Annotated in this window: 29 protein-coding genes; 1 reads left to right on the top strand and 28 read right to left on the bottom strand. The window is 60.8% G+C overall.

Annotated elements, in window-relative coordinates; genetic code table 11:
- Window positions 1-47 precede the first annotated feature (47 nt).
- The 20 genes from ACSQ13_RS04120 to ACSQ13_RS04025 all read right to left on the bottom strand — a co-directional run bounded on the left by ACSQ13_RS04120 (window position 48) and on the right by ACSQ13_RS04025 (window position 16,202).
- Window positions 48-1,325 carry a radical SAM protein gene (locus tag ACSQ13_RS04120; RefSeq protein WP_435988210.1) on the bottom strand — a complete coding sequence of 426 codons (1,278 nt, stop codon included), beginning with the start codon at window positions 1,323-1,325 and terminating at the stop codon, window positions 48-50.
- Window positions 1,325-1,957: a hypothetical protein gene (locus ACSQ13_RS04115; protein WP_435988209.1), complete on the bottom strand. Its 633-nt coding sequence runs from the start codon at window positions 1,955-1,957 to the stop codon at window positions 1,325-1,327. The genes ACSQ13_RS04120 and ACSQ13_RS04115 overlap by 1 nt, the downstream gene beginning before the upstream one ends.
- Before the next feature lie 2 nt (window positions 1,958-1,959).
- A complete protein-coding gene (locus tag ACSQ13_RS04110; RefSeq protein ID WP_295510003.1) occupies window positions 1,960-2,223 on the bottom strand; it encodes a hypothetical protein in 264 nt (87 codons plus the stop codon).
- Window positions 2,213-2,953, bottom strand: a complete 741-nt coding sequence (locus tag ACSQ13_RS04105; protein ID WP_295510004.1) for a hypothetical protein — start codon at window positions 2,951-2,953, stop codon at window positions 2,213-2,215. Before ACSQ13_RS04105 ends, ACSQ13_RS04110 begins: the two co-directional genes overlap by 11 nt.
- Window positions 2,953-3,855, bottom strand: coding sequence for a hypothetical protein (locus ACSQ13_RS04100; RefSeq protein WP_435988208.1), 903 nt, complete (start codon window positions 3,853-3,855; stop codon window positions 2,953-2,955). Before ACSQ13_RS04100 ends, ACSQ13_RS04105 begins: the two co-directional genes overlap by 1 nt.
- The gene (locus ACSQ13_RS04095) at window positions 3,852-4,445 is read right to left on the bottom strand and encodes a tail fiber domain-containing protein (RefSeq protein ID WP_435988207.1); all 594 of its coding nucleotides are present in this window, start codon (window positions 4,443-4,445) and stop codon (window positions 3,852-3,854) included. Before ACSQ13_RS04095 ends, ACSQ13_RS04100 begins: the two co-directional genes overlap by 4 nt.
- Window positions 4,446-4,447: 2 nt before the next feature.
- The gene (locus tag ACSQ13_RS04090) at window positions 4,448-5,692 is read right to left on the bottom strand and encodes a head decoration protein (RefSeq protein WP_435988206.1); all 1,245 of its coding nucleotides are present in this window, start codon (window positions 5,690-5,692) and stop codon (window positions 4,448-4,450) included.
- Window positions 5,692-5,919: a hypothetical protein gene (locus ACSQ13_RS04085; protein WP_435988205.1), complete on the bottom strand. Its 228-nt coding sequence runs from the start codon at window positions 5,917-5,919 to the stop codon at window positions 5,692-5,694. Before ACSQ13_RS04085 ends, ACSQ13_RS04090 begins: the two co-directional genes overlap by 1 nt.
- A 3-nt stretch (window positions 5,920-5,922) precedes the next feature.
- On the bottom strand, window positions 5,923-6,270 hold the full coding sequence (locus ACSQ13_RS04080; RefSeq protein ID WP_435988204.1) for a hypothetical protein: 348 nt from the start codon (window positions 6,268-6,270) through the stop codon (window positions 5,923-5,925).
- 132 nt (window positions 6,271-6,402) lie between these two features.
- Entirely contained in the window at window positions 6,403-6,657 is a 255-nt protein-coding gene (locus ACSQ13_RS04075) for a hypothetical protein (RefSeq protein WP_435988203.1), read from the bottom strand.
- Window positions 6,654-7,586, bottom strand: a complete 933-nt coding sequence (locus tag ACSQ13_RS04070; RefSeq protein ID WP_435988202.1) for a TIGR02594 family protein — start codon at window positions 7,584-7,586, stop codon at window positions 6,654-6,656. The genes ACSQ13_RS04075 and ACSQ13_RS04070 overlap by 4 nt, the downstream gene beginning before the upstream one ends.
- Before the next feature lie 75 nt (window positions 7,587-7,661).
- Window positions 7,662-7,973 (bottom strand): phage holin family protein, encoded by a 312-nt coding sequence (locus ACSQ13_RS04065; protein ID WP_295513127.1) that lies wholly within the window; start codon window positions 7,971-7,973, stop codon window positions 7,662-7,664.
- Complete coding sequence (locus ACSQ13_RS04060; RefSeq protein WP_435988201.1) at window positions 7,970-8,626, bottom strand: tail fiber domain-containing protein; 657 nt, start codon at window positions 8,624-8,626, stop codon at window positions 7,970-7,972. Before ACSQ13_RS04060 ends, ACSQ13_RS04065 begins: the two co-directional genes overlap by 4 nt.
- The gene (locus ACSQ13_RS04055; RefSeq protein ID WP_435988200.1) at window positions 8,626-11,169 is read right to left on the bottom strand and encodes a phage tail protein; all 2,544 of its coding nucleotides are present in this window, start codon (window positions 11,167-11,169) and stop codon (window positions 8,626-8,628) included. Before ACSQ13_RS04055 ends, ACSQ13_RS04060 begins: the two co-directional genes overlap by 1 nt.
- A 15-nt stretch (window positions 11,170-11,184) precedes the next feature.
- The gene (locus tag ACSQ13_RS04050) at window positions 11,185-11,592 is read right to left on the bottom strand and encodes a DUF6950 family protein (RefSeq protein WP_435988199.1); all 408 of its coding nucleotides are present in this window, start codon (window positions 11,590-11,592) and stop codon (window positions 11,185-11,187) included.
- A 311-nt stretch (window positions 11,593-11,903) separates the two neighbouring features.
- Window positions 11,904-12,464 (bottom strand): hypothetical protein, encoded by a 561-nt coding sequence (locus tag ACSQ13_RS04045; protein WP_435988198.1) that lies wholly within the window; start codon window positions 12,462-12,464, stop codon window positions 11,904-11,906.
- A gap of 1 nt (window position 12,465) precedes the next feature.
- Window positions 12,466-13,026 (bottom strand): hypothetical protein, encoded by a 561-nt coding sequence (locus tag ACSQ13_RS04040; RefSeq protein WP_435988197.1) that lies wholly within the window; start codon window positions 13,024-13,026, stop codon window positions 12,466-12,468.
- Window positions 13,027-13,052: 26 nt separating this feature from the next.
- On the bottom strand, window positions 13,053-15,515 hold the full coding sequence (locus ACSQ13_RS04035; protein WP_435988196.1) for a phage tail tape measure C-terminal domain-containing protein: 2,463 nt from the start codon (window positions 15,513-15,515) through the stop codon (window positions 13,053-13,055).
- Window positions 15,508-15,684, bottom strand: coding sequence for a DUF7697 family protein (locus ACSQ13_RS04030; RefSeq protein ID WP_435988195.1), 177 nt, complete (start codon window positions 15,682-15,684; stop codon window positions 15,508-15,510). The genes ACSQ13_RS04035 and ACSQ13_RS04030 overlap by 8 nt, the downstream gene beginning before the upstream one ends.
- Window positions 15,685-15,833: 149 nt before the next feature.
- Window positions 15,834-16,202 carry a hypothetical protein gene (locus ACSQ13_RS04025; RefSeq protein WP_435988194.1) on the bottom strand — a complete coding sequence of 123 codons (369 nt, stop codon included), beginning with the start codon at window positions 16,200-16,202 and terminating at the stop codon, window positions 15,834-15,836.
- A gap of 98 nt (window positions 16,203-16,300) precedes the next feature.
- Here ACSQ13_RS04025 and ACSQ13_RS04020 point away from each other — a divergent pair, with 98 nt between their 5' ends.
- Entirely contained in the window at window positions 16,301-16,621 is a 321-nt protein-coding gene (locus ACSQ13_RS04020) for a hypothetical protein (RefSeq protein WP_435988193.1), read from the top strand.
- Here ACSQ13_RS04020 and ACSQ13_RS04015 read toward each other — a convergent pair.
- The 8 genes from ACSQ13_RS04015 to ACSQ13_RS03980 form a co-directional block, all read right to left on the bottom strand.
- Complete coding sequence (locus ACSQ13_RS04015; protein WP_435988192.1) at window positions 16,615-17,556, bottom strand: phage tail tube protein; 942 nt, start codon at window positions 17,554-17,556, stop codon at window positions 16,615-16,617. The two genes, ACSQ13_RS04020 and ACSQ13_RS04015, sit on opposite strands and share 7 nt — an antisense overlap.
- 24 nt (window positions 17,557-17,580) lie before the next feature.
- Window positions 17,581-18,000, bottom strand: a complete 420-nt coding sequence (locus ACSQ13_RS04010) for an acyl-CoA transferase (protein WP_435988191.1) — start codon at window positions 17,998-18,000, stop codon at window positions 17,581-17,583.
- Window positions 18,001-18,035: 35 nt separating this feature from the next.
- On the bottom strand, window positions 18,036-18,515 hold the full coding sequence (locus tag ACSQ13_RS04005; protein WP_435988190.1) for a hypothetical protein: 480 nt from the start codon (window positions 18,513-18,515) through the stop codon (window positions 18,036-18,038).
- A 594-nt stretch (window positions 18,516-19,109) separates the two neighbouring features.
- Window positions 19,110-19,745, bottom strand: coding sequence for a DUF6441 family protein (locus tag ACSQ13_RS04000; RefSeq protein ID WP_435988189.1), 636 nt, complete (start codon window positions 19,743-19,745; stop codon window positions 19,110-19,112).
- Window positions 19,742-20,053 carry a head-tail joining protein gene (locus ACSQ13_RS03995; RefSeq protein WP_435988188.1) on the bottom strand — a complete coding sequence of 104 codons (312 nt, stop codon included), beginning with the start codon at window positions 20,051-20,053 and terminating at the stop codon, window positions 19,742-19,744. The genes ACSQ13_RS04000 and ACSQ13_RS03995 overlap by 4 nt, the downstream gene beginning before the upstream one ends.
- A complete protein-coding gene (locus tag ACSQ13_RS03990; RefSeq protein WP_435988187.1) occupies window positions 20,053-21,066 on the bottom strand; it encodes a major capsid protein in 1,014 nt (337 codons plus the stop codon). Before ACSQ13_RS03990 ends, ACSQ13_RS03995 begins: the two co-directional genes overlap by 1 nt.
- A 44-nt stretch (window positions 21,067-21,110) precedes the next feature.
- Window positions 21,111-21,482, bottom strand: coding sequence for a head decoration protein (locus ACSQ13_RS03985; RefSeq protein ID WP_435988186.1), 372 nt, complete (start codon window positions 21,480-21,482; stop codon window positions 21,111-21,113).
- A gap of 6 nt (window positions 21,483-21,488) precedes the next feature.
- Window positions 21,489-22,577: a head maturation protease, ClpP-related gene (locus tag ACSQ13_RS03980; RefSeq protein ID WP_435988185.1), complete on the bottom strand. Its 1,089-nt coding sequence runs from the start codon at window positions 22,575-22,577 to the stop codon at window positions 21,489-21,491.
- Between the last annotated feature and the right edge of the window lie 4 nt (window positions 22,578-22,581).

Below are 22,581 nucleotides of genomic sequence, written 5' to 3'. Positions count from 1 at the left end.
GTCGGCTATCGAATCTACCAAGCGTTCTTTGACATTGTAAACGAGGATTACAGACTGGGCACGCGGGCTGTTGAGGCGTCAGGCGCTTCCATCGACATCTGCCCGGCCTGTGTTTTCACCCCAACCACCACCATCCCGGTCAGATGCCAGACTGCGGCCATCATGATGCCCATATTGAACGCGAACTCGTTGGCGCAGCTCTGCTTGAAGAAGTCTCCCTCGAGGAACATGCAGGACCCTTTGCAGAGCTGCACGACAGGGCAAGACATGCACTCTTTGCGGTGCGCAAAATGCGTCGCCGTATCGAGCGCGATGGCATCGAAGTCAGCGACATGGCCGATCTTATGCGCGCCCTTGGCACCCGTATTCTGGCAGGTCATGACATTGCCGCGCAGATCGACGGCGATGGTGTCTTCGCGATCCATCCCGCATTTCTGACCCAACGCCTCGATCGGCCTGCGTCGGGTGATGGATTTGTAAAATTCGTAGACACGCTCTCCGAGGCCGAAGGCGTTCGGGTCCTCAACCAAGGCCTCGAAGATCGACCAGGTCAGGCTGTTCAGCTTCGCGGGTTCAAACCGTCCCGTCCCGATGGCGGTCGCAGCGTCATAGACATTCACCACGCCCTCGAGCCCCACGGGAACGTCGGGGCCAGCCTTTTCGGCGAACCAAGCCTTCAGCGCCTGCAGATCATGATGGTCTCGCGTCAGCACCGCGTTGAACGACGTCTTGCCCGGACGCTCGGCAAGAAGCGCTTTGATCCAGCGGCTCTTTTCGGGGTGATCCAACGGATCGGGTCCGCGCAGATGCTGCCCGGGTCCGTCGTGGCTGATGCCGACACAGATGTCGTATTGCGCGATGAACTTCAACTTTTCAGTGTCGAGCAGCGATCCATTTGTGATCACCAAAAACTGCGCCCCAGGGAAGCGCTCCGACAGCGCCGGGATCAGCCGCTTGATCTTGGCCCAATAGAGAAACGGCTCCCCACCCCAAAGCTCGATCTTTTCAGGGGCCTCCGTAATCCAGCCATCAAGTTCGGTCAGGAAGTGCTCGACATCGGCCAGCTTCGAGACAGTGGCATCCGCGATCTGGAACGCCTGGCTGCAATAGCTGCAGGCATAGTTGCATGACAGGCCAAGCTGGATTTTGAGAACACGCGGCGCGCGGGACTTGCCGAGGGGCTGGTCTTTGGCCACACGCGGGACGGATGCGAAGGTGCCGGGTTTGACCGGCAAGGCCAAGCCCTCGGCCTCGGAGGTGTGCGGGTTGTAGCGCGCGGGATGGCGGCTGCCGTCGCGTGCCTCTAGCGTCAAATCAAACCACATCAGTCAAAAAGCCTTTCTTCAATCGCCACGGGCAGATTGACGCGGAAGTTCGCAACGATCTGCACATGGGGCGCGCGCCCCTCATGGGGGTGCTGGTTGTGGGGAATATGGGAGGGAAAGAAGACCGAGAGCCCCGGCCGTGGATTGACGGAGAATCCATGCCGTGCCTCAAATGGCAACCGTCCCTCGTCAAAGTAGCGCGAGGGATCCTCGATCACGAAGCGGGGATTGCCCGCGCTGTTCACCGGCTGCCCCCCGCCTTCCCCCGTCAGGAAATGCACGCAGGTCAGATCGCCCTCGCGGCTGTCCTTATGGGTGGAGATGAAGCTGCCGGGCATCATGACGAGGGCGCGGTTTTCGCAATGATCGGGATCGAGATAACATGCCCAGGGGCCGAGCATTGTGCGGGCGCAGGCGAAGAGATGGCTTTTCAGCGCCTGACCAGCTGCAGTCTTATCAAGGATGCCGCGGACACGCCGCTTGGCGGCGGTTAAAATCTCAGTGTCATCAGTGACATGTGCGGCCGTTATCGCCGCATCCGCCAACTGCTTGTTCACCTCCCAGTCCACTGGAGCCTCGAAGATCGCAACCCGTGTCGGCCAGAGCTCAAACGACGTGATGTGCGTTTTCACCTTCAGCACCGACAATCGCACGCGCAGTTACAGTTGCAGTTGGTGTAGGTGTTCAACACAATTTCGTGGTAGGTCATGTCACTCTGGAACTCGAGCCCCTTGAAGGTGGTCGAGACGATGTTGCCAGACCCCGTCGACTGGGTCTCTGTCGCTGTCTTGGTATATTCGCCCGCGGGCAAGCCCGCTGCCGGGGCCCCGGAGATCCGGCTCCAGGGCACGTTGCCGCTGTCGTCGATCACGATGGTGGTTCCGACCTTATAAGCCATGGCTGCCTCCTTGCGCCTGATGTGCCAGGATCTCCTGGAGCCCGGTCTTGCAGTGGGAATTGGGAAGTGTGAGCGAGCAGAGCACCGGAATACACATCCGTTCCTCGCCCTCAAAATAGGTGCTGTCGTGGGGCACATGCCCTTCAAAGACCAGCATTGACCCTGTGCGCGGCTCAACCGCATACCAGCCACCGATATAGGCCTCGGGGTTGCGACAGGGCCACAGCCGCTTGCCCACATTGGCCGGATCGTAAAACCGCACCGCCCCGCGATGGAGAGACGTGTCCGGGCAGTCGGCGTCCAGCATCACCCGCGGGTAATACGTGCAGACGATGTCGGTTTGATGATGAGTGTGGGCGTGAATGCCTAGGTTTTCGCGCGCAGCCCGGCGCTGCCAGAACGTATCCGACATCATCCGGATTTCACCGGTGTGATCATGGCCATACGCCAGCTGGAGATATTCACGCACAGCGGCAGAGACCATCTGCGCCAGCAGAACAATGGCAGGATCGCGACAATCCATCAGGAAGTTATGCCGCAGATGGCCGAGATGGTTGGTATGATCCCCAACATTGCGGCCATCGCCCGCGTCCTGGAGCCGGTTTGCTGTCGCGTCTTCAACGGCCAAGCCATAAAGGTGGTCATTGAAGCCCTCGGGCATATCCCAATGTTTGTGCATCACAAAGGCCGGGTAGATCATCTGCAATTCGGTTGTGGTCTGGATTTCCATCACACCACCTCCACGACGATCTTGCCGATCGCGCTATAATGTTCCGTGTTGATCTTGACCGCAATCTGGTCGCCTGCCGCGAGCCCCAATGCGTCCACACCAAAGATACCGGTTCCAGATGCATCTGTGGTGAGCCGCCGCTTTGGCAGATAGCCCGCGTCGCTCTCAAGCTTCAGCGTCAGCGCGTGGACGCAAGAAGCACCATTCCCGTTCCACTTTAGCGCAATCGGCACGTTTGCCCTCCCCCCCACAGGCACAGTGATCTTCTCAGTCGCGACGGCGTGGAAATAGAACTGCTTGAACCATTGGCCGTCCTTGGGGATCGACGCATTATCAACCCGTCCTGTGATGGCTGTCCCATTCAGAAGGATAGGATCCTGATCGCAGAGAAGCTCGATCCGCACCTGATCGAACGCTGCTTTGACCGGCATGAAGAGCACCAGCGCATTGGCAATCTGCGCACGGGCCCGGTGGCGGAACGACAGATCAACCTTTTCTCTCGCGGATTGCGCAAAGCGGTTGCGCCAGGGGAGCGGTTTGCGGTTGTGGCCAAGCGCGATGTCGATGAGTGAGTAGTCGACAAGTTCGTCAACACCGCGCATCCCGTTCTCAAAGATGTAAGAGCGCCCCTTGTAGATGCCGCCATGGGCCGTCCCTGGCAGATCCGAAATCAGCACCTCATCGTAGGCCAAATCAACGAAGCCCGCGTTATTACCAAAGCTGGGTGGGGTCTCGAGATGGGTGCGCAGGTCCGCCCAAGGCATTGCCCCGAGTTCGTCCGTCCGGGTGCTTTGGGTCACCACTTCAAAAACAGCCAAGCCCGCATAGCCAGGCTTGATGTCCACGGCATAATGCAGCGGCACCCCGCAGTTGTAGATTGAGAATAATCCGGTCTCGATCACGGTGTCGTCCTTTTCAGCTGATCGACCTGCGTTGCAAGGTCCTTGATGGCCTCAACGAGAAGGCCGATGAGATTGCCGTAAGCCAGACGCAGCACGCCTTCGGCCTCGATCACCGCTTCGGGGGCGACGCGCTGCACCTCTTGCGCAAGCAGACCCATCTGCCGGCCCTCGCTGCCGTGCATGCGATAGGTGATCCCAGAGAGTGCCTGCACCTTGGCAAGGGCATCTGTAATGAGGGTGATCTCGGATTTGAGCCGCGCGTCCGAGGAGGAAACAAAGTTCGGGGCAGTCACCACGCCGGTGAAAGTCGCCCCCGATAGCCTTGCAAAGGCGCTGGCATGGTGGCCGTCAAGCAAATCGGCATTAAGCCCCGAGCCCGGGCCGTCTTGCGCGGTGACCTTGGCAAAGAGTTCGGCGTCGGTAAGTGCAGCGCTTGTGACATCGACAATGCTCTCGACCCCGCTGGTGGTTTTTTTAAGGTATAGCTTGCCGTCGGTCACGTTGACCGCCAACTCACCTGCAGCCAATTGCGCTGTCGTTGGCACCCGCCCGGCCACGGTCGTCCGTTTGACAAGAAGCGTATTGGCCATGGTCAGAACGTCCCGCCATCGAGCGCTACGCCGTTAATCGCACCGCCGGTGATGGCAACGCTGTTCGACGTCTGCGTGGCCATGGAGCCAAGCCCAAGGTTTGATCTTGCCGTTACCTTATTCGGCAGATCGGCAAGGTTTGAGGCTGATGCCAATTTTCCTGCAAGGGCGTTGGTCACCGTGGTGGCAAAGTTCGGATCATCCCCGAGGGCTGCTGCTAATTCGTTCAGCGTATCCATCGCGCCAGGTGCCGCATCGATCAGCGCGCCGATGGCGGCGGCAACGAAGGCCGTGCTCGCAATCTGCGTCGTGTTCGTGCCAGCCGTGGCTGTTGGAGCCGTCGGCGTGCCAGTCAATGCAGGCGAGGCCAGAGCGGCCTTGGCATTGAGCGCAGCTTGTAAACTGGTCACCTGAGAGATCGGATGGCTGTGACTTGCAGGGGTAAAGCTCGTCGGCTTTCCCGTGATGCCCGCCCAAGGTGCTGCATCCGCCACCTCTGCCGCATCGACCTTGCCGTCATTGTCCGCGTCATAGCTCGATTTCAGCATATCGCCGGGACCAAAATCGACGATGGCCTGCTGCACAAAGGCTGTGGTTGCGATTTGAACCGTGTTTGTGCTGGAGGCCGCAGTCGGCGCTGTCGGCGTTCCCGTCAGCCCCGGTGAGGCCAGGGAGGCCTTCGCATCAAGGGCAGCCTGCAATCCATCTACATTGGCAATGACATGGGCATGGCTATCATCGGCAACGGCCGCGGTGAGCGTCACATTCGCAGTGCCATTGAAACTGACGGAACCCGATAGGTCGCCTGCCAGGGAGATCGTTCGCGCCGTTGCGAGTTTGCTGGCAGACACAGCGTTCGCCGACGCACCGAGCTTGCCGTCGAGCGTGGCCTGCAGACCGGTGACATCGCCGATGGCATGGCTGTGGCTGAGCGCGGCTTTCGCGGCGAGGCCAGCATCCAGTTGCGACTTGCGCACGAGATCGGTGGCAGCACTTGCGTCCTGACTGGACTTTGGTACCAGCGAGAAGGTTTTGGCACCACCGACCGTCTGCGTCCCGACAAGGGCAAGAAAGCCGCCACTGCCCCCGAGAGGCACGATGGCAGTGGCATTGCCTGCGCCGTCATCGCCCTTGCCCACATACAGCGTATCGTCGACCTCGTTATGGGCCAACTCGCCGGATTTCAGCGCCGCAGGCGCGCCCGCCACGCCCGAGGCGCGTCGTTTCAATTGGATCGTATTCGCCATCAGAAAAATCCTCCGTTGATGGGGGTGTCGGTGGGCAGGATTGTGATGCCGGGGTCCCCCTGATCACCCTTGTCGCCCTGCGGCCCGGTTGACCCCTGCGGGCCTGGCTGGCCAAGCAGGCGGATGCCGATTGGCCCAGTGGACAGGCGCAGCGCAATCCGGGTGCTGGACCTGATGTCAATGCGGATCGGCCCCGTGAGAGGCCGCAGATCAAGCGCATTCGTCATGGCCTAAAGCCCCCGTGTCACCGGCAAGACCACGGGGATTTCCAGAAGCACGCCGAGATGCTGATCCGGATCGAGATCAGTGCGCACGAGATCAAGCGTCACGCTGCCGGGGCTGAGACCTGCCGTGATAGTCGGGACCAGAACGATCTCGATTGTCCGCTCGTTGTGGCGCAGCACCCCGCCATTTTCAGTGGAGATGGTGGCAAGGATCGCGCTGTCATTCACCGCGCTGCGTAATTGGCCGGTGAAGCTTGCAGCCTCGGGGAAGAGGTCGGCCGCTGCCTGAAGCTGAAGGCGGTATTCGTAGCCGATCAGGATGACCGGGCCTTCCTGGAGTTCAGAAGGGGTCATGGCATCCACCCGCATTGCGCTGTGCCGGTTTCATTATGGGTGAGGATCTGGCGCGCGGTGCCATGCGTCAGCTGATCGCTTCGCGAGGGACGGATCGGCACGGCCCAGTCACAGTCCGAGCCATGCAGCCCCTCAATCCCGCATCCAGCGATCAAGACGGCGATTACGCTCATCATCAGACAGGGTCTCAATCTCATGGGTCACCTCAAGGGATGTGCGCAGTGCCCGGATGCGGGCGTCAGCTGCGCGAATAACAAACTCGGCCTCTGCCGCCTGCCGCCCCTGACGCGTGGCAACACGCAAGGCAGCAAGAAAGATCACTATGAGGCCGCCCCATAGAGCCATGCGTGTGCGAAGGGTCACAAAAATCCGGGCAATCAACATCATGGTGTCCTCCCGGTCCGGTGATCTTCAATCCGGGCCGCCCTGGCTTTCAGGGCAAAACAGATCACCGCGACGAAGATCAGAGCTCCCAGAGCTGGCATGACGATGCCTGCGTAAGACCCGAGCCCGACAAGGTTAAGGATGCGGCTCACGAGGTCCTGCCCATCTTCGGCTTTAGTGATCAAAGGCGCTATATCGTTCAAGGCAAGCCCGGCAGAACCCGCGGCCCCAAGCGCAATCTGCGCATTGACTGCAGATACGATCCGTGAGCTTTCAGGCGTGCCAACAGCCCGCTCGGGCGAGACCGGGCGGGACTTTGCCACAAGCAGTGCCTCTGTCAGCGCGAGATCGATGATCGGATTCAGTGGCAGGCTGTTGTCATCACGGTAGGCCAAGATGGCTGCGCGCGTTCGTGGGCCGATCCTGCCATCCAACTCGCCAACCTCATGATATCCAAGCGATCGCAAGCGCGACTGCACGTCGCGCACAGACATCGTTGCATTGCTGGTCACGTCACCCGCGCGCCGGATACCGAGAAGTTTTGAGACCGGATAGCGCTTTATACTGACCGCATCATCCTGATTGCCTCCGAGCCCCCAGACCCAAGCGCCCTCGATCCGGTCGATGAAGAACACGTGGCCCTGCCAGCTGGATTTGCCGCGCGGGATGACAGCGATGTCCCCTTGCAGGGCGTCCGCCACCTCGACCGGCACACCCCAATCGAGATAGGATCGCGCGGTCAGTTTGCGGGTCGAGCGGATCCCCGCCCACTCGAGGCAGTGCCCGACGAAGGCTGCGCACCAGGCGACGCTATCGTGTTCAACCCAGTCGTGACCGACCGAGGCATACATCTCAAGGATTTTGGGGTTGTCGGCAGGGCCCGGGCCTTCGGTCATACCGATGTAGCCCCGGGCGATGTCGAAAGCGGTCATGGTATTCTCCCGTATAATGTAAAACACCGCCCCAGGTGGGACAGCGTGAATGAAGCTGGTTGGTTGGCGGGCTGCTTATTTTTTGCGGCAGAGCCAGGCGGCAAGCAGCGCCTCGGCCCCTCGGGGTCCAAGATAGGCGAGCGTCGCCACAAACCCTGTCGAGATGGGCTGAGAGAGACCGATATAGTGGGCCGCCGCCTCGCCGATGAGCGCCATGCCAACAGCGACAGGAATTTCCCAAAGAAGTTCTTTGCCAAAGAAACGGCGGTTGCCCAGTTTCACCTCACCGGAATGCCACATGAGGCGGCCCGTGAAGGCCCCGATCAGCGTCGTGACAGCACCGCCGAAGACCGCATTGATCGTATCGATAAATCCACCATCGTTCATGCGCGGTCCTCCTCCAGCGCCACAACACGGGCAGTCAGTTCCTTTACAGCCTCGATCAGAAGGCCGGTGATATTGCCGTAAGCGACCGAGAGCTGGCCGCCCGTGTCTTCGTGCACGACCTCGGGCAGGATCGGTTCGACCTCTTGGGCGATGACCCCGATCTGACGCGCACCACCCATGGTAAAGCGCACGCCACGCAGCGCGCAGACAAGGGTCAGAGCGTCAGCGATGGTCTCGACCTCGGATTTCAATCGCGCGTCCGACGAGGACACGAAGTTCGGTGCCGTCACCACGCCGGTGAAGGTCGCCCCAGCGAGCTCTGCCTTTGCCGCGATTGCGGTGTCGTAACCGGCGGCCGATTTGGTCGCCATGGTCCCCAGGCCAAGGTTGCTGCGGGCCATGGCCGTGTTGGCCAGCCCCGCCAGATTGCCCGCAGCATCCAGAAGTGCGTCCCAGCCTGTGTTCGTGGCATTGCGCCGGCGCAAAACAGGTGGCGAGACCGAGGTGTCGACCCAGAGCATACCCGCCACGGTGGCAGAGGGAGCTGAAGCGCCCGCACTGGTCGATTGCAGCGCCGCGATCACCTCGTTGATGCGGGCCCGCACGGCAGCGCCTGCGTCGTTGGCAATGACGAAGTTCGACGTTTGGGTCATTATGCCACCTCATCGGCATAAAGCCGCAGTTGCGAGACGGTGGGCGTGTAGGATGCGTCCCTCGTCGTAAGATAAGCCCGCGCTTGCACCGCGCGCGCCTCGATTTCATGATTGTCGAGACGCCCCCAAGGCCCCCAGGTGGGATTTCCACCTGGATCGTCATCGGTTTCGCGGATCTCGAACAGCACATCGATTTCAGCACCGGCCGCGCCGTCAAAATCAGCCCAGGTATCCATCAGCGCCGTGCGCGCATCGATCCGGTCATTGAGCGCAAGCGCTGCCACACCGATTTCCGAGCGCAAGCGCACCCGTTTCACTGCGCCGAGATCAAGCCCGGCGGCAAAGCCATATTGGCCCTCCATCGCAGCAGCTTGGGTGATGCCGCCGCTGGTCGTCGTGGCGAGCGTCAGATTTGAGCCCACAACCTGCAGGCCCGTTTTTGCCCCGGCAAACCCAGGATCAGCTTGCAGATAGGCCAGTGTCGAGAAGGCCAACACCTGCGCGCCCTTGGTCGAGACCCGCGTCTCTGGCCCTGCGCGCCCGCCACTGTCCTCAGCCCGCAACAGATATGTGCCCGGCTTCAGCGGCACAACTGCAATGGCCTCGCCGCCCGACACCCGGTCCATCGAATAGCTGTCAGACCACGTGGCCGTCGCCTGTTTTGAGTGCCGGATCACGATATTGCCGCCCACCCGTACATCCGGATCAGACGAGCGCGCCCATTTCAGGATGGCAAGACCACCCGCCGTCTGCAGCGTGATATTCTCCAACCCGGCCGGGGGCGCAGTAAGGCCAAGAATTTCCACGGCAGCCTCCTGCCAAGCGGACGAGACCCCCAAGACCGATATTGCTTTTACGCGGAACTGCCATGCCCCGGGGGCAATGTCGCGGATCTCGAGGTTGGTGCCATCGGTGCGGCCATAATCCAGCCACTCCCCTGCGCCCTGCCGCGCCTGCAATTGATAGGCGGCAACAAAGCCCGAGGGAGCGGCTTCCCAGGCAACGTGGGCCAAAACCTTCAACCCTCCACCATCGCGTGTGACATAGAGATCCTCAGTCGCCGTCGGTTGCCCCGGAGCCGGAATGTCATAGGCATTGGGCAATGCGGTGCGCGGGGCTGCAGCATAAATCTGCTGCTCAGAGGCAGACCAATCATAGACAAGGGGCGAGGTTTCTCGCAGGACAAGCTCTGGAAGCAGGAGCGCACCGTCCCCTGATGACGTTAGATCAAGACTAACGCCATGCACCTCGAACGGCTTCGCGCCAAAGCCCCAACGCGCGTAAGACAGCGTAACCACATCGCCCACGGTGGCAGCCCAGGCCGAGAGTTTCCCCGACAGCCGCACCGTCATTTGCCGCCGCGCACGCTCGAGCTCGATCTTCGCAAGCCGCTGCGCCATTGACGCCGAGATCGTGAAGGGAAGCGATATGTCGCGCCATTTCTGCTCGCCCCCGTCCTCGTCGAGATAAACATCCGACGCATAAGCCGGGAAGTCGTCGGGCTGCCAGTCATTCTCCGGGCTGACAAACCGGCCACGCACGCCATTGAAGTTCGAAGACATTGTCACGCGGGTCGCCAAGGTCAGCCCACCCTCGCGGACATGATCCGAGGTCAGCACCACCGAAGGCGCGCGCCAGGCACCTGCGTGGATGCGCCAGGATCCGCCCGAGAAAGCACAGCGCCCGGCAAAGGACGAGAGCATCCCTTCGATGATCGTCTTCGGGACCTCGGACAGCGTGATCACCCCATTGCAGGCGTAACGCGCCTCCGTTTCACCGTCTGCCAGTTGTACCGTTTCGTCGCAGATGTTCGCAGCTTCAATGAGCGACAGCTCATCGATTCCATCAGGCTGCCCGATGCGCGCGCCAATGCCCCAGGTGCCGTTCGCCATGTAATCGGCCAGGCAGAGCGCAGGATTTTGCGAGTAGACTTCCGTTTGGGTCCTTGGGTCCCAGATGTCGTTCTTGCCCTCAACGTCGACCGTGATGTTCGGAATGCCGCCGGGATAGGCATCCTGATCATAAGTGAGCCGCAGACGGATTGCAGCGCACCCTCTCAGCCGATGGGTCTCGGTCCATTTGTCGGGCAGCGCTGCTTTCAGCTCAGCGAACGCAGTCTGATTGGCCTCTCCAAGGTTCTTTTCGACAGCGACCTTTCCCGCCCAACGGCCCTGCGCCACGCCGGCAGCGTCAAGGGCCATCTCGCCCTCAAAGTAGATGGCCCCGATGGATTTGACCCGGTGGGTCGCAAGCACAATCACCAGATCGAGGAACTTGTTGTCTGCCCCTGAGGAATGGAGAAAGACAATCACGCCCCCCTTGCGGGTGCGGCCATAAACCAGATCGCGTGGAACCACGGGCTCGCGGATCGTCACAGTGCGCGGCTGCAGTGTGGTCTGTGGTTTTGGCATCAGGGATTGGGACGCATAGGAGAGAAGCAGCGTGCCGCCGATCCGTAAAAGCGCCGCGCCGATCCCACCTGCGGCCAAAACCCCGCTGATCGCCCCCGCAATCGCGGCGACGGCTGTCACGATAAAAGGCATGGGATGTGTCCGGGATCAGATGGGCCAGGCGAGCTGGCAAGATGTGAGCGGCACCACGACCAGCCCCTCGGGGGCCATGCCGACTGCCGTGGACCCAATACAAACGCCAAAGCCAAGGCCCGTATCGGCCAGAACGATATCGCCGCGTTGAGCGAGAAGCACTGCCGGGCGGGGTTCTCCCAGGAGCGCACGCCCCATGTCCTCGAGCGAGGACCAGCCCAACCGCCGCATCACACGCTCGCCACCGAGCGCGGTGGTATAGCGTCCACGCCATAATGCTGCGATATCTTCGCCACCCGTCAGGATCATCCGCGTCTCAAAGGCAAAGGTCGGGCAATCATGCAGGCCCCAGATGAAGGGTCTGATCCGGGCCATATCAATCAGCGTCATGAGACGTTGCGGCCAGTTTTCCACGCGCGCCATGTTCGGACTCCTTGTCTGTGTCCCGCCTTCAGGTCATTGTTGCGTCATGCGCGCATTTGATTTTCCATATGACCACGTCGAGATCAGTTGCCCCGTGTGCGGGCGCTTCGGACGTTACACCAAGGACCGTTTTTGCGAGCTCGTGGGAACCAACACGCAGTTACCAACAGCGCTCGATATCATTTCTCGGGACTGCCCCGAGAACCGCCCAAGTGTAACGAATATGCAAGGCCGCTGTCGGGCTGGATACCCACAACTTGTCGAGATGAACGCGACACCACGCGGCAAAGTGCCCTGATCAATGCCAAGACCTATCCCCGCCCCCAGGTGATTTCGCGATCCTGGATGGCGGTCACATATTCAAACCCGAGATCGCCCGGATAAAGCACCTGCTGGCTTTCATGGGTGTAGCGCCAGGAGCGCGCCACAGTCAGATCAATCAACCGGCTCTCGTAGCTGATGGTGATCATGCACGTGTCTGCGTCATCCTTGATTTCCGGCACATCAAGGCGGCCGGAGAAGGCCTGGACCGGATCAGCGATGATACTGCCATTCTCGGCCAAAAGCCCAAGCCAGATCCGGCCCGGCAAGCCCTGGCGCGCTTCCTCGATGGCCATCTGCACAAGGTCCAGCGGCACGCCTGAGAGTGATACAGCGGTGCCACCGGCAACAACCTCGCCGGTTTCATCAAGGGAGCCGAGGCCCAAAAGCGATCCGGCACCGGCCCAGGTCTGTCCATTCCAGCTCACCTCGCCCAAGCCAGACCAGATCCGCACCCAGCCGGTGGCGAACTGACCCTCAAAGAAGATCACGGGGCGCAGGTTCTGGTCAGCCAGCGCTGTGGCGAATGCTGCGGTGATCTCGCGGCTCACTTCACAAAGCCTCCCGGGCCGAGATCGTAAACCGATGCTGGTCAGCGCGAGCGATGACCGTTGGCACGGGCGCTGTCAGTCGCAGCAGTGCCGAGGGTGCATCAAGCCCGATGGGCACACCAAACTGAACTGCGGTACGGAGCGGCGGCACAAAAGCGAGCGTGGCCTCGCTGCCCAAAGCCGTCACATCCTCGGTCAACTGGTAAAGTCGTGTTGTCGTATCAGACCCAAGCTGGAAGAAATCCCCCGCCCGTAGCCCAATACCCCAGCCCGCGGTCTGTAACGTCGACGTCCTGGCCGACTGGGCCTCGGTGACATAAGGATTGCCGACGGCGATGGGCACCTCGATCGACGGATCGGGGAACAGGAACCGTCCCCGCAAGCCACCAAGGGCCGTGAAGAAGGCCGAAAGCCGCCGCGCATTCGCCCCTTGCGTGACCGCCATCTCAATCTGGTACTCCCACCAGGACGCGCCCCAATCCTGGATCTGGGACGTACCGGTAAAAGGCGAGCGGGCCTCGGCCACAGAGGTGGCCAGCCGCCGTTCCACAGACGATACCAATGTCAGTGGTAAAACCGGGATCGGCATCAGATCTCCTGACCTCTGCGCCGCCCGTCAGCGACACTTTCTTTTGCGATGCGGGCGATTTCCGGGATGGCCGCCCGCAGTTTGGCATCGATCTGTTCCGCCACACCCATCTGTGCCCCACGGGCATCGATGCTGACGGTCACGCCAGCCCCTGAGGTCCCCGCGCGCCCGTAGTTGGCGGCTTCGCGCCGGTTCAACACACGTTCGCCACGTTGCAGGATCGTTGGGACCTCGTCGGGGCGGAGACCTGCCCAGGAACCAACCGGCCCCACGGTGCCACCGCTGTGCATGCGCGGCGCACCCGCAAAGGCATGTGCAGGAACTTGCCGCGTGTGGCCTGACAGTCCGACGATACCGCCGGTGTGCGAGACCGCCGCCGCTACTGATCCGCCGCCAAAGATGCCCGATAACGCATTGGCAATTGGACCAAGGACAGCCCGCTTGAACGCGAGCACCGCCAGATCAGCGAGGATCGAGCGCACCAGCCCCTTGAAGTCGAACTTGCCCGTTTCCACAAAGCTGCGGAAGGCAGCCTCGGCCCCCGTGAAGGCCCCCGTCAGCGTTTCACCAAGGCCCTTGCCCCAGTTCAACGCATCTGTGGCATAAGATTTTAGCGCTTCCGAGACGGCCTTCCACCCGGTGACAATCTTGGTGCCCGCATTTCCAGTGGCCCCGCCCGCGCGTCCCATGGCATCAGCTAAACGATCCGCCGAGGTCGTGGCATCATCAAGGGCGGCAGCACCTTCTTCGCCGGTGCCTGCAACCGCATCACGCAGCGCACCCCAGCTGGTCAGCGGGGCCGTGGCACCCGCCGTAAGGTCAGTAGCGGCTTGCCGATAGGTATTGGCCGTGGCCAGTGCCTCTGCGGCGATACCGTCTAAACCAAGATCAGGCGCGGTCAGCGGGTTGTCCTCGAAGGCGCGGCGGAAAGCATCTGCAGCTGCGGTCCCCGCATCGGCTGATGCACCGGCAAAGGGGTTCGGAATGTCGCCGAGGTTGATATCGCCGATTTGACCAAAGCTGGTCTCGATACCGACAGCCGCAAGCGCGTCACGAATACGGCCGGTAAAGGCGTCGATCCGGCGAATCGCGCCGTTCAGCATGGTCTCAATCCCGTCCAGCATGCGGTTGGCGGCTGTGAACACCAGATCCCCAATCACGGCTGGCAAGAGCGACCAGATCTCCTTTACGGCCAGCAACGCGCCTTCAAAGGTGTTGGCCGCTGTGTTGCCAAATCCCACGACACTCTCGATAGCCCCGGCCATGCCCGTAGCGGCATCTGCTTTCAGATCATAGAACATCGCCGTGGCACGCGCGCCAGCGGCTGAAGCCCCCATCTTGATCCTGTCCCAGACCTCAACGGCCACATCCTTCAAAAGACGCATGGCCTCGCCAAAGCCGCCTGCGCCAGACGCCAGCCGGGTGAACCAATAGACCAACTCGCCAGCCCCGACGATCAGCGCGCCGATGCCGGTGCGCATGAGCGCACCTTTCAGGACCACCAGCGTGGTGGCCAGACCCCGAACCGACAGCGCGGCCACAGCCATCGCCGCCGCCCAACGGCCCGCAATAAAGGTGGCGAATGTGCCGGCATGGATCGCAAGCCTGTCGAGATTGGCCAGCACCGCGTCAAACGCCCGGCTGATCGGGCTTGTCGATGAGGCCAGCGCGACAAAGGCATTTGCCACCGCCTCAAGCGAAGGGGCCAGTGCCACCGCAATCCGGTTGCGCACGCCCGTAAACACCTGGCCAATGCTGACCAGGGCCAGTTCTGACCTGCGCATCGCCGTTATGGCGTCTGCATCGAGCACCGCCCCGAGACGCTGCGCTTGCGCGCCCAGTCGCGTCATCTCCGCCCCGCCATTTTGCAGCAAGGGGATAAGGCGTGTGGCATCCGACGCCATAGCCTCGAGATAAAAAGTCATCTCCTGTTGGCTGACGCCTGCTTTTTCGAGGGAGGAGACATAAAGCTGCAACGCCTCTGGCCCCGAAAGCCGCGCGAACTGGTCCGCGGTCACGCCCACACGGGGGGCGATGGTCTCAAAGAAGTCCGCCATTGGGCCGCCTCCTGTTTGCAGGAAGTCCCCGACCCGGTCGTTCACGTCCTTCAGGATATCGGCGAGTTTTTCCTGCTCAATGCCCACCGTGGCCGAGGCGGCCGACCAGCGCTGGAAGACCTCTGTATTGGCATTGGCCACCTGGGAGAGCTGACCGATCTCGTTGGCAGCAGCGACGGTCGAACGGGTCATCGAGACGACGGCGGCAGCGAGCGCCGTGGCGGCAGCCGTCGCCGCAATGCGCGCCCGGCGCGCAAAAGCGGCCATACGCGCATTGGCCTGTTCCATCTCGCGGCTCAGGCGGCCAAAGCCGCGCTTGCCAGCTTCGCCGACGCCCTCCAACTCGGCACGGACCTGGCGGCCACCGGTTGCAGAGAGGCGGACGGATACCTTCTTCTCAGCCATGGTGGTGTTCGATCTCTTCGTTGGTTTTGCGTACCATCACCGCCTCAATAGGGGGCAACAGTTCCGCAATAATAAGGGGCGAAAGCCCAACGGCCGCCCCGAGCTGTAGGGCCGCGCTCATGTCCCAGCCGATGACGGCACCGCCGCTCATACCGCCTACAACCCGCATTTGCCCGCCAAGGCGCTGAACCAGATCCCATATCTGCCAGCCCTCGTAAGTTTGTGGCGCGTTCTGCTGCCTTGGGCATTCTGCGCAGATGGAAGGACACGCCGCGCAATACTCACCGCCCCCGCCGAACTCCCAGTCGGCGAGAGCGGTCAGACGTTTTTTTCCGCATCCAGAATGAGCGCGCCTGCGATGTATCTGGTCTGGAAGGCTTCAAATACCGGCCAGAGTTCCAGGAGTGCGTCAATACCTGCGGGCGTGACAGGCAGCGCTTTGCCGTCTTCGTCGCCGACGCCCTCCCAATCCGTCACAACGATGCGCGCGACTGCTTTCGCCACAATCAGGGCCAGATCATCATTGTTCGCACCGGTACTGCCTTGCACGTTTTCGGTGGCGGCCATGATCACGGGATCACTGCGTGCGGCGAGCATGACCGCTGTGGTCAGGGACTCAACCAGCAGTCGAACGCCATGGCCCAGATCAAGCCAGCGTGGTTCGTTCGACAGGTTCAGGCGTAGCATATTGTAGTCTCCTACTTTATCTTGATGGACGTGCTGTCTGGTCAAGATTGGCATGTTCGTTCAATGTTTGAATGGCAATCGCAGCGAGTGGAGGGACCATGGCGAAGAAGAGTAGCAAAGAAGACAAGGCCTTCATGGTGACCGCAGTCGCCTTGGAAATCACCAGGTTCCAGCGAGATAGCCTGAAAGACCAAATTGAACAGCTTGCCGCGCAGCTCCATGCCGCAACCCTCCGTGCCGAACGTGCTGAGGAACGCTTGCACGAAACAACAATCATGCTCTCCAAGCTGAGCCTGCAAGCCACATCCCACGCGGTCAGATCAACCTTGACCGAAGTCCTTGTCGAAGGCCGGAGTATCTTGCGGCTTGAGAACCCGATCCATACCCCTCAGCCCAATGCGACGGCGCGCCATCAGTAAACCTCGCGATCATTGGTCAGCGTCACAGTGCACATGCGCCCCAAGACCGCGTCGCTGGCAGCCTGCCAATCGAAGGTCGCCTGCACGCCTTGGGGTCCTGATATTTCGATCCGCGGGCGAGGCAGGTAGACCGCGTGGGCAGTCAGGGTCAGGCTCTCACCCGTCGGCAGCGTGTAGGAGAATTCGAGCTCACAGGCCTCGCCGTTGATCGCCTGTGTCACGAGCGTCTGGTCAGCGAAGCGCACGACAACATTGCCGGTGAGCGCCGCGATGGACGGGTCCGCACCATCGATCTTGCCATCGGCCCGGATCGTCTCGATGCGGTCGAGGTTGTTGGCATAGGTAAGGTCGGCAGAGACAACGTTACCTATGTTGGCCCCGTTCCGCGTGATGGCCCCGTTGAAATGTCCGAAGCGCTTCAGCGCGATATTGGCGGGCGTTCCTGCCGCGCTGCTCGTGGCGATCGTCTCGCCCTGCGCCACGATGCTGGCGGTGGCGGTGAGTAATCCGGACCGCGCCATCTGCCAGCTGAGGCTATCGACCATACAACCCGAATACATCGCAAACCGTGGCACCTCCGGCATTCCCGTCTCGATCGAGAGCGACGGCAGGGACCAGTTTCCGGAGCGGTACTCGTGGCTATAGGGTGCCTCGGAGCCGCTGGTTGTTGGTGCTCCAAAAGCAGCCTTCAGCCACAAGCCAAAGGCCTCGGCATCAATCGGGATCACAACATCGCCGTCCGCCGTCACCGCATCCTTGATCGGGGCCTGCGGATCCCGGCCGTAGCCCAAGAGTTCCGATGTCTGCAGCGGCTGCTCCGCGCCAAGCGAGGTGCTGGCGAAAGGCATCTTCGTGAAACCGCCGACCGGCGGGGTTCCATATGTAGTCTCGAACGCAAGCGCCATTTGCGCCCGCGCCCCTTGGGCTCGTGCCATAGTGTTCTCCTCGGGTTGTCGGGATCAGCTGAGTGGATCAGCCGTGGAATAATGCAGCACAACCGGGATGACGGCCGCCTTCAGGCTCGCCGCTCCCTCGATGGGCAGATCGACCGGACGCGGTGCCTCCGCTTCGACCCAGTCGCAGAGCCCGCCCAGCGTGCGGTCAGCGGTGATCGTTACGCCGATGCTAGCGGTCAAAGTGTCGAACGCGGCGTCACGGTCGGTGCCCTGCACGACCGCCTCAATCTCAGCCCGGTGCTGGTAGTGGTAGCGCAGCGGCGACAGCGTGACCTCGGGCTCTCCCGGCTCGCCGTCGCGCAAGATCAGCAGCCCCTCAGTCGGGATACGTTCAGGCAACACATCACCACGCAGCGCCCTGGCCGGCAGCATAGAAAGCCGAGCGTAGAGCGCGGTCAGAATGGTTTCGCGGGGGGTGGGCAAGATCAAAACCTCGATAATACAAAATCGATAGGATTTCAGTGTCTTTGGAAGTGAAGTGTTCTCAGTGTTCTTTGTATTTCGGCCTCGACGTTTGAGATAGCAGCAGCTGCTTGATCATCAGGGAGGCTTCCCAAGACAACTGACCTGATACTCGTCCCACATTCCAGCACGACCTCATGGCCCTCCCAAAAGGTGATCAATGAAAAGGTACGGAGATCATCGGTCGTATCAAAATTTTCTATACGGGTGTCCATAACAACATAAAGAGCTTGTAGGCCATCAATCCGGACTGGCCTCGACTCCACAACTTCAACCGCGCTGGCACGACGCTCTGTATTTCTCACCCAAGAGGCAGTGAAATCCTGTGAATTGGTTTCCAAATATTCCCTGCCAGTCAGCTCATCGACTTCTGTAGGTACTGCCTTGAGGTAACAAGTCGCAATAAGACCGCGTGACTGTCGCGCACGCCAGTTCACAACAAAGCGGGTGGACAGCTCAGCTGGGTCTTCTGGCACGAACCTGTCCGAGTAGTAGAAGCTTGTCCGTAAGTCTTGGTCACGATACCAAGTTCCCTCTTGCTGGGCCCATGCATGCTCGGCCGAGAACAGTAAGCCCACAAGCAACCCTAGTATCAGGAACACACAGTGACCGGATTGGTACTTGTTCGTGCCAATTATCCAGAAAACGGTCCTTGAAGTTGAATCGATAGGACTCAATCTCGTCTCCACTTTCGAAACTGGCCAATAAGGGCGCCGAAAAGAGCGCCGGATGGACCAAGACGAAACCAAGATGTGATCTGTTGACCAGCGCCAGTTGGTGCATTCAAAAATTCAGGAAACGGCATCCCTGACATCGCCCAAAGCGAAAGAAAAAAGACAGAAAAGCTTCCGATCATTCCAATCAGAAAAGCTACGAAAAACATCAGTATCCTTAAAAGAAAACGAAACCAATTCGACTCCACTCTCTGTAGCCAGCGAAAGAGGAGTACTGTAGTCCCCCATGAAAAAAGCAGGGCAGGAAGCATCGTGTTCAACAAGCGCAAGTTCCCTTTAGGTCAGCATCACCAAAATCATACGTTCGGCCCGAGAAAATTCAACGAGTTTCGCACTTTAGCGACGGGCCTTTTCCTCCACCCATTTCGCGACGACCAGCCCCGGCACCCTTTCGAGAGCACGTTCGACGTCCCGATCAAGGTTCAGTCGCTTCGGCAGCTTGACCTGCGGCACAAGCAGGAAGATCGGCGCGGTGACTTTGCCGCGCCCAGTCTTTGAGCGCGACACCACCGCCTGACCCTTCGTGTTCAGCCGCCCCTCTGCCACCAGCAGGCTCGGACCCATGCGGCGATAGACGAAGCGCAGGCGCAACCCGCGTCGCCGCTCCCATTCGCCGGGCGTGATCCGACCGCCGCGCAGGGACTTGCCAGCAGCGGGCAACGGGATCGCCAGCCAGAACCCATTCTTCGAGCGGATCGAAGGGCCGGTGTCGTGGGCTCCGACAATAATCGGTGCCTTGGACCAGACCAGCGCTGCTGCTTTCAAGCTTTCGCCAGATCTCGGATAGGTTTGGCTCCGGATCGAATTCGCCAACCGCCTCCCCAGACCCGCCTGCGTGATCTGGCCGCGCCAAGCTGATTTCAGATCAGACCCGGCCTCACGCATCGCAGCACTCACGGCCTTTTCGCCAGCTTTGATCTCGGCCGCCATGACAGAAACGAGATCGGGACTGATATCGAGCCCGAGCCTCATGCCGGACACAACTCAAGCGTCCAGACCAACCGCTCGCGGTCACGCCTCGGTTCACCCTGGATCAGGAAGGTTTTATCCCCAATCAGGATCTGCTCCTGCGGGCGCAGGTCTGGAATGTCGGCGACCCGAACATCAATCCGGGTGGTATCCGAGAGAAGCCGCGACGACCCAAAGTCAGTAATCTCATCTGGCCGGCGCAAAATGCCCTGCGCACGGGTAAACTGACCCTCACTGTCGCGGTGCCAAATTTCCACAGCAATGTTCGGGTCAGCAAACAGCACCCCGACCGCCTCGTCAAAGGCAGTCATCAGGTTCGCTTCGCTGTCCGCAGCACCTGCGGCCGGGTGCAGATTGGCAACGGGTTGCTTTCAATCTCAAGGCGCACCCATTCGTCTCGGTCGCGGTCAGGGATCATACGCGCATAAAGCGGCAGGCCGAGCGTATTTACCGTCTCGAACGTGTCGGCAGGCGCGTAGTAGATCTCAAACAGGCCCTCCACACCCTCAGGGTAAAAATATGCCTTGTCGGTCGGTACACCAAAGCCAAGACCGCCACGATAGCGTCGGAAAGTAATGCCGCCAAAGCTGACCTCTTCGCCCACCCTGCCCCGCAGATCTGCAGCGGCGGCCGTATTGAGATATGTCTCGCGCACCTCTTTATGGGCTACCAAATCAGCAAAAAAAGCAGAGCCGCATTCCGCGCGCAGTTGTATCTGTCCCGCGGCCAAACCACCCAGCGTGTCCTCCACACTTTCAATCATGGCTTGGCAGCGCTTGCGCAGTGCACCAGACCCCGGTGTCTGGTTATCGAGATCAAAATCGATCTCCGCGGCAGGCGTAATACCAAACTCGGTGTAGTAGTTGGCAACAGTCGCCCCATCACGTGGGTCTTTCACCACACCTTGAATGCCGTTGAACAGATGGAACTCAAACGTTGCCTCCGCATCGTTACGCAAACGCGCCATCTTACGCGCCACCTCAGACTGCACCTGCTGGGTCGCAGATTCCGAGCCAAAGTCGCGGATCGCTTGGATTTCCGAGGCCCAAAGCACGTCCTGCTTCTTGAACTGACGGCAAACAAACGCCCGCATATTGCGCCGTTCAGGGATTTGGTTCTCATAGGCTGAGCCACGCTCTGAGAACGGGATCAGCGAAAGCGTCCCATCTCGGCTCTCGATCATGACGGTGCGTTGCCGCACCCCACGTGATCCAAAAAGGCTCGATCCCGACAAGATCGCCGGCTTGAAGGGGATGTTTTCTAAAGCCCGCGTGAGCTCTGTAATGCTGAAGGCGTCGCCTTCAAAAATGTCCATGGTGGCCATGCGGCAACCTCCTGTAGTTCAGTGAAAGGGATCCGCGCTTTGGGTCAGCGCAAAATGAGACCAAGCGTGGCCAGTGCCGTAGTGCCGGTAGCGATTTGGGCCTCCGTCGCACCATCAGGCCAGACGATCTCATGGCGGTTCACGATGGCCGGTCCGCGCAGGATCACGACGCCCGGCGCATCGGCATCAGTGGCGTCGACTGCGTCCCAGATAATGCCCGCGGCATTCTGACTGCCGTTCGTAGCGGCAGGCGCAAGGCCTGTGTATTTACCGCCAGTGGTCAGCTTGCCCAGCACAGTCCCAGGTGCGAGTTTGCCTGTGCCAGAAGCAAGGGTGACGGTTTCACGGGTAAAGTCGCGCAGCACTTCCCAGATGAGGAAGCCACCGGTATGGGGGCCTTCGGTCAATATGCTCATGTGAGATTATCCTTTCAGCTTGAAGGTTTGGGCAATGACATCACCCCAGGGACGCATGCTCTCAAGGCGCCCAGGCTGGGAGTGATGCGATGTGATTTGCTGTGTGGCCTCGACCTTCGCGTTCAGCAGGCTGGTGCGCACTGCGTCGAGACTGGCACCCTCCTCTAGGAACCGACCTGCCATTTCCGGCTGACCTGCCAGGCGGCAGAGGTCGATCATGGCGCGCGCATGGGAGATCGCCTCCGCGCGGATGGCCGTGGCGTCCGGCGCAGTGTTGGCGCCCCCAACGCAGCTCCCTGCCCCGTTCGCTTGGGTGTTCCCGTCTGCAACACCCTCGCTCTGCCCATTTGAACGCGATGGATCGTCGGCGGTGGCCACCGGATCAACGTTCCCGGTGGGAACTTTGGTCGCAGGATCGGGTGCACTCGGAGGATCGTCATCCTCTGCAACTTCGTTCCCTTCTGGAACGATGTCGTCGCCAATGGCCGCACTTTCTGCATTGACCAGCTCCGCCAGCACAGACGGCGCGTTGCGGAATCTGCCAATATCAAAGCTGGCCGCAATCCGCACAGGCTCGGCCATGCGCGTGGCAAGACCTGCTTCCAGCGCGTCCTTTGCGTCAAACCAGGTCTCGGCCGACAGCAGGGCTGCAATCTCATCCTCGGGTTTACCAGACTTGGCGGCGTATCCCCGCGTCATGCTGGCCGCGATCTTATCCAGCGTTCCTGCCATATCACGCATGTCTGTGGCCGTGCCCATGACGATGCCACTCGGATCGTGGATCATCAGGAAAGCGTTTTCCGGCATGACGATCTCGTCGCCCGCCATGGCAATGTAGCTCGCAGCCGAGGCGGCAATGCCGTCGATCCAGACCGTAATCGTGCCAGAATGGCGGGTCAGCGCATTGTAGATGGCCACCGCATCAAAGACTGAACCACCGGGGCTGTTGAGCCGCAAATCAATGGGGGCATCATCTGGCAGCGCCCCCAGCTCGGCCAGAAACCCCTTGGCCGAAACGCCGTAGGCGCCGATTTCGTCATAGATCAGCACTTCCGCGCCCGTTGCCCGGGCACGGATCGTGTACCAACTGTTCATGGTG

This window comes from Sulfitobacter sp. SH22 (assembly GCF_965641905.1).
Classification (GTDB): Bacteria; Pseudomonadota; Alphaproteobacteria; order Rhodobacterales; family Rhodobacteraceae; genus Sulfitobacter.
The sequence above is the reverse complement of the archived record's forward strand: the minus strand, read 5'-3'. Positions and strand labels throughout refer to the sequence as shown.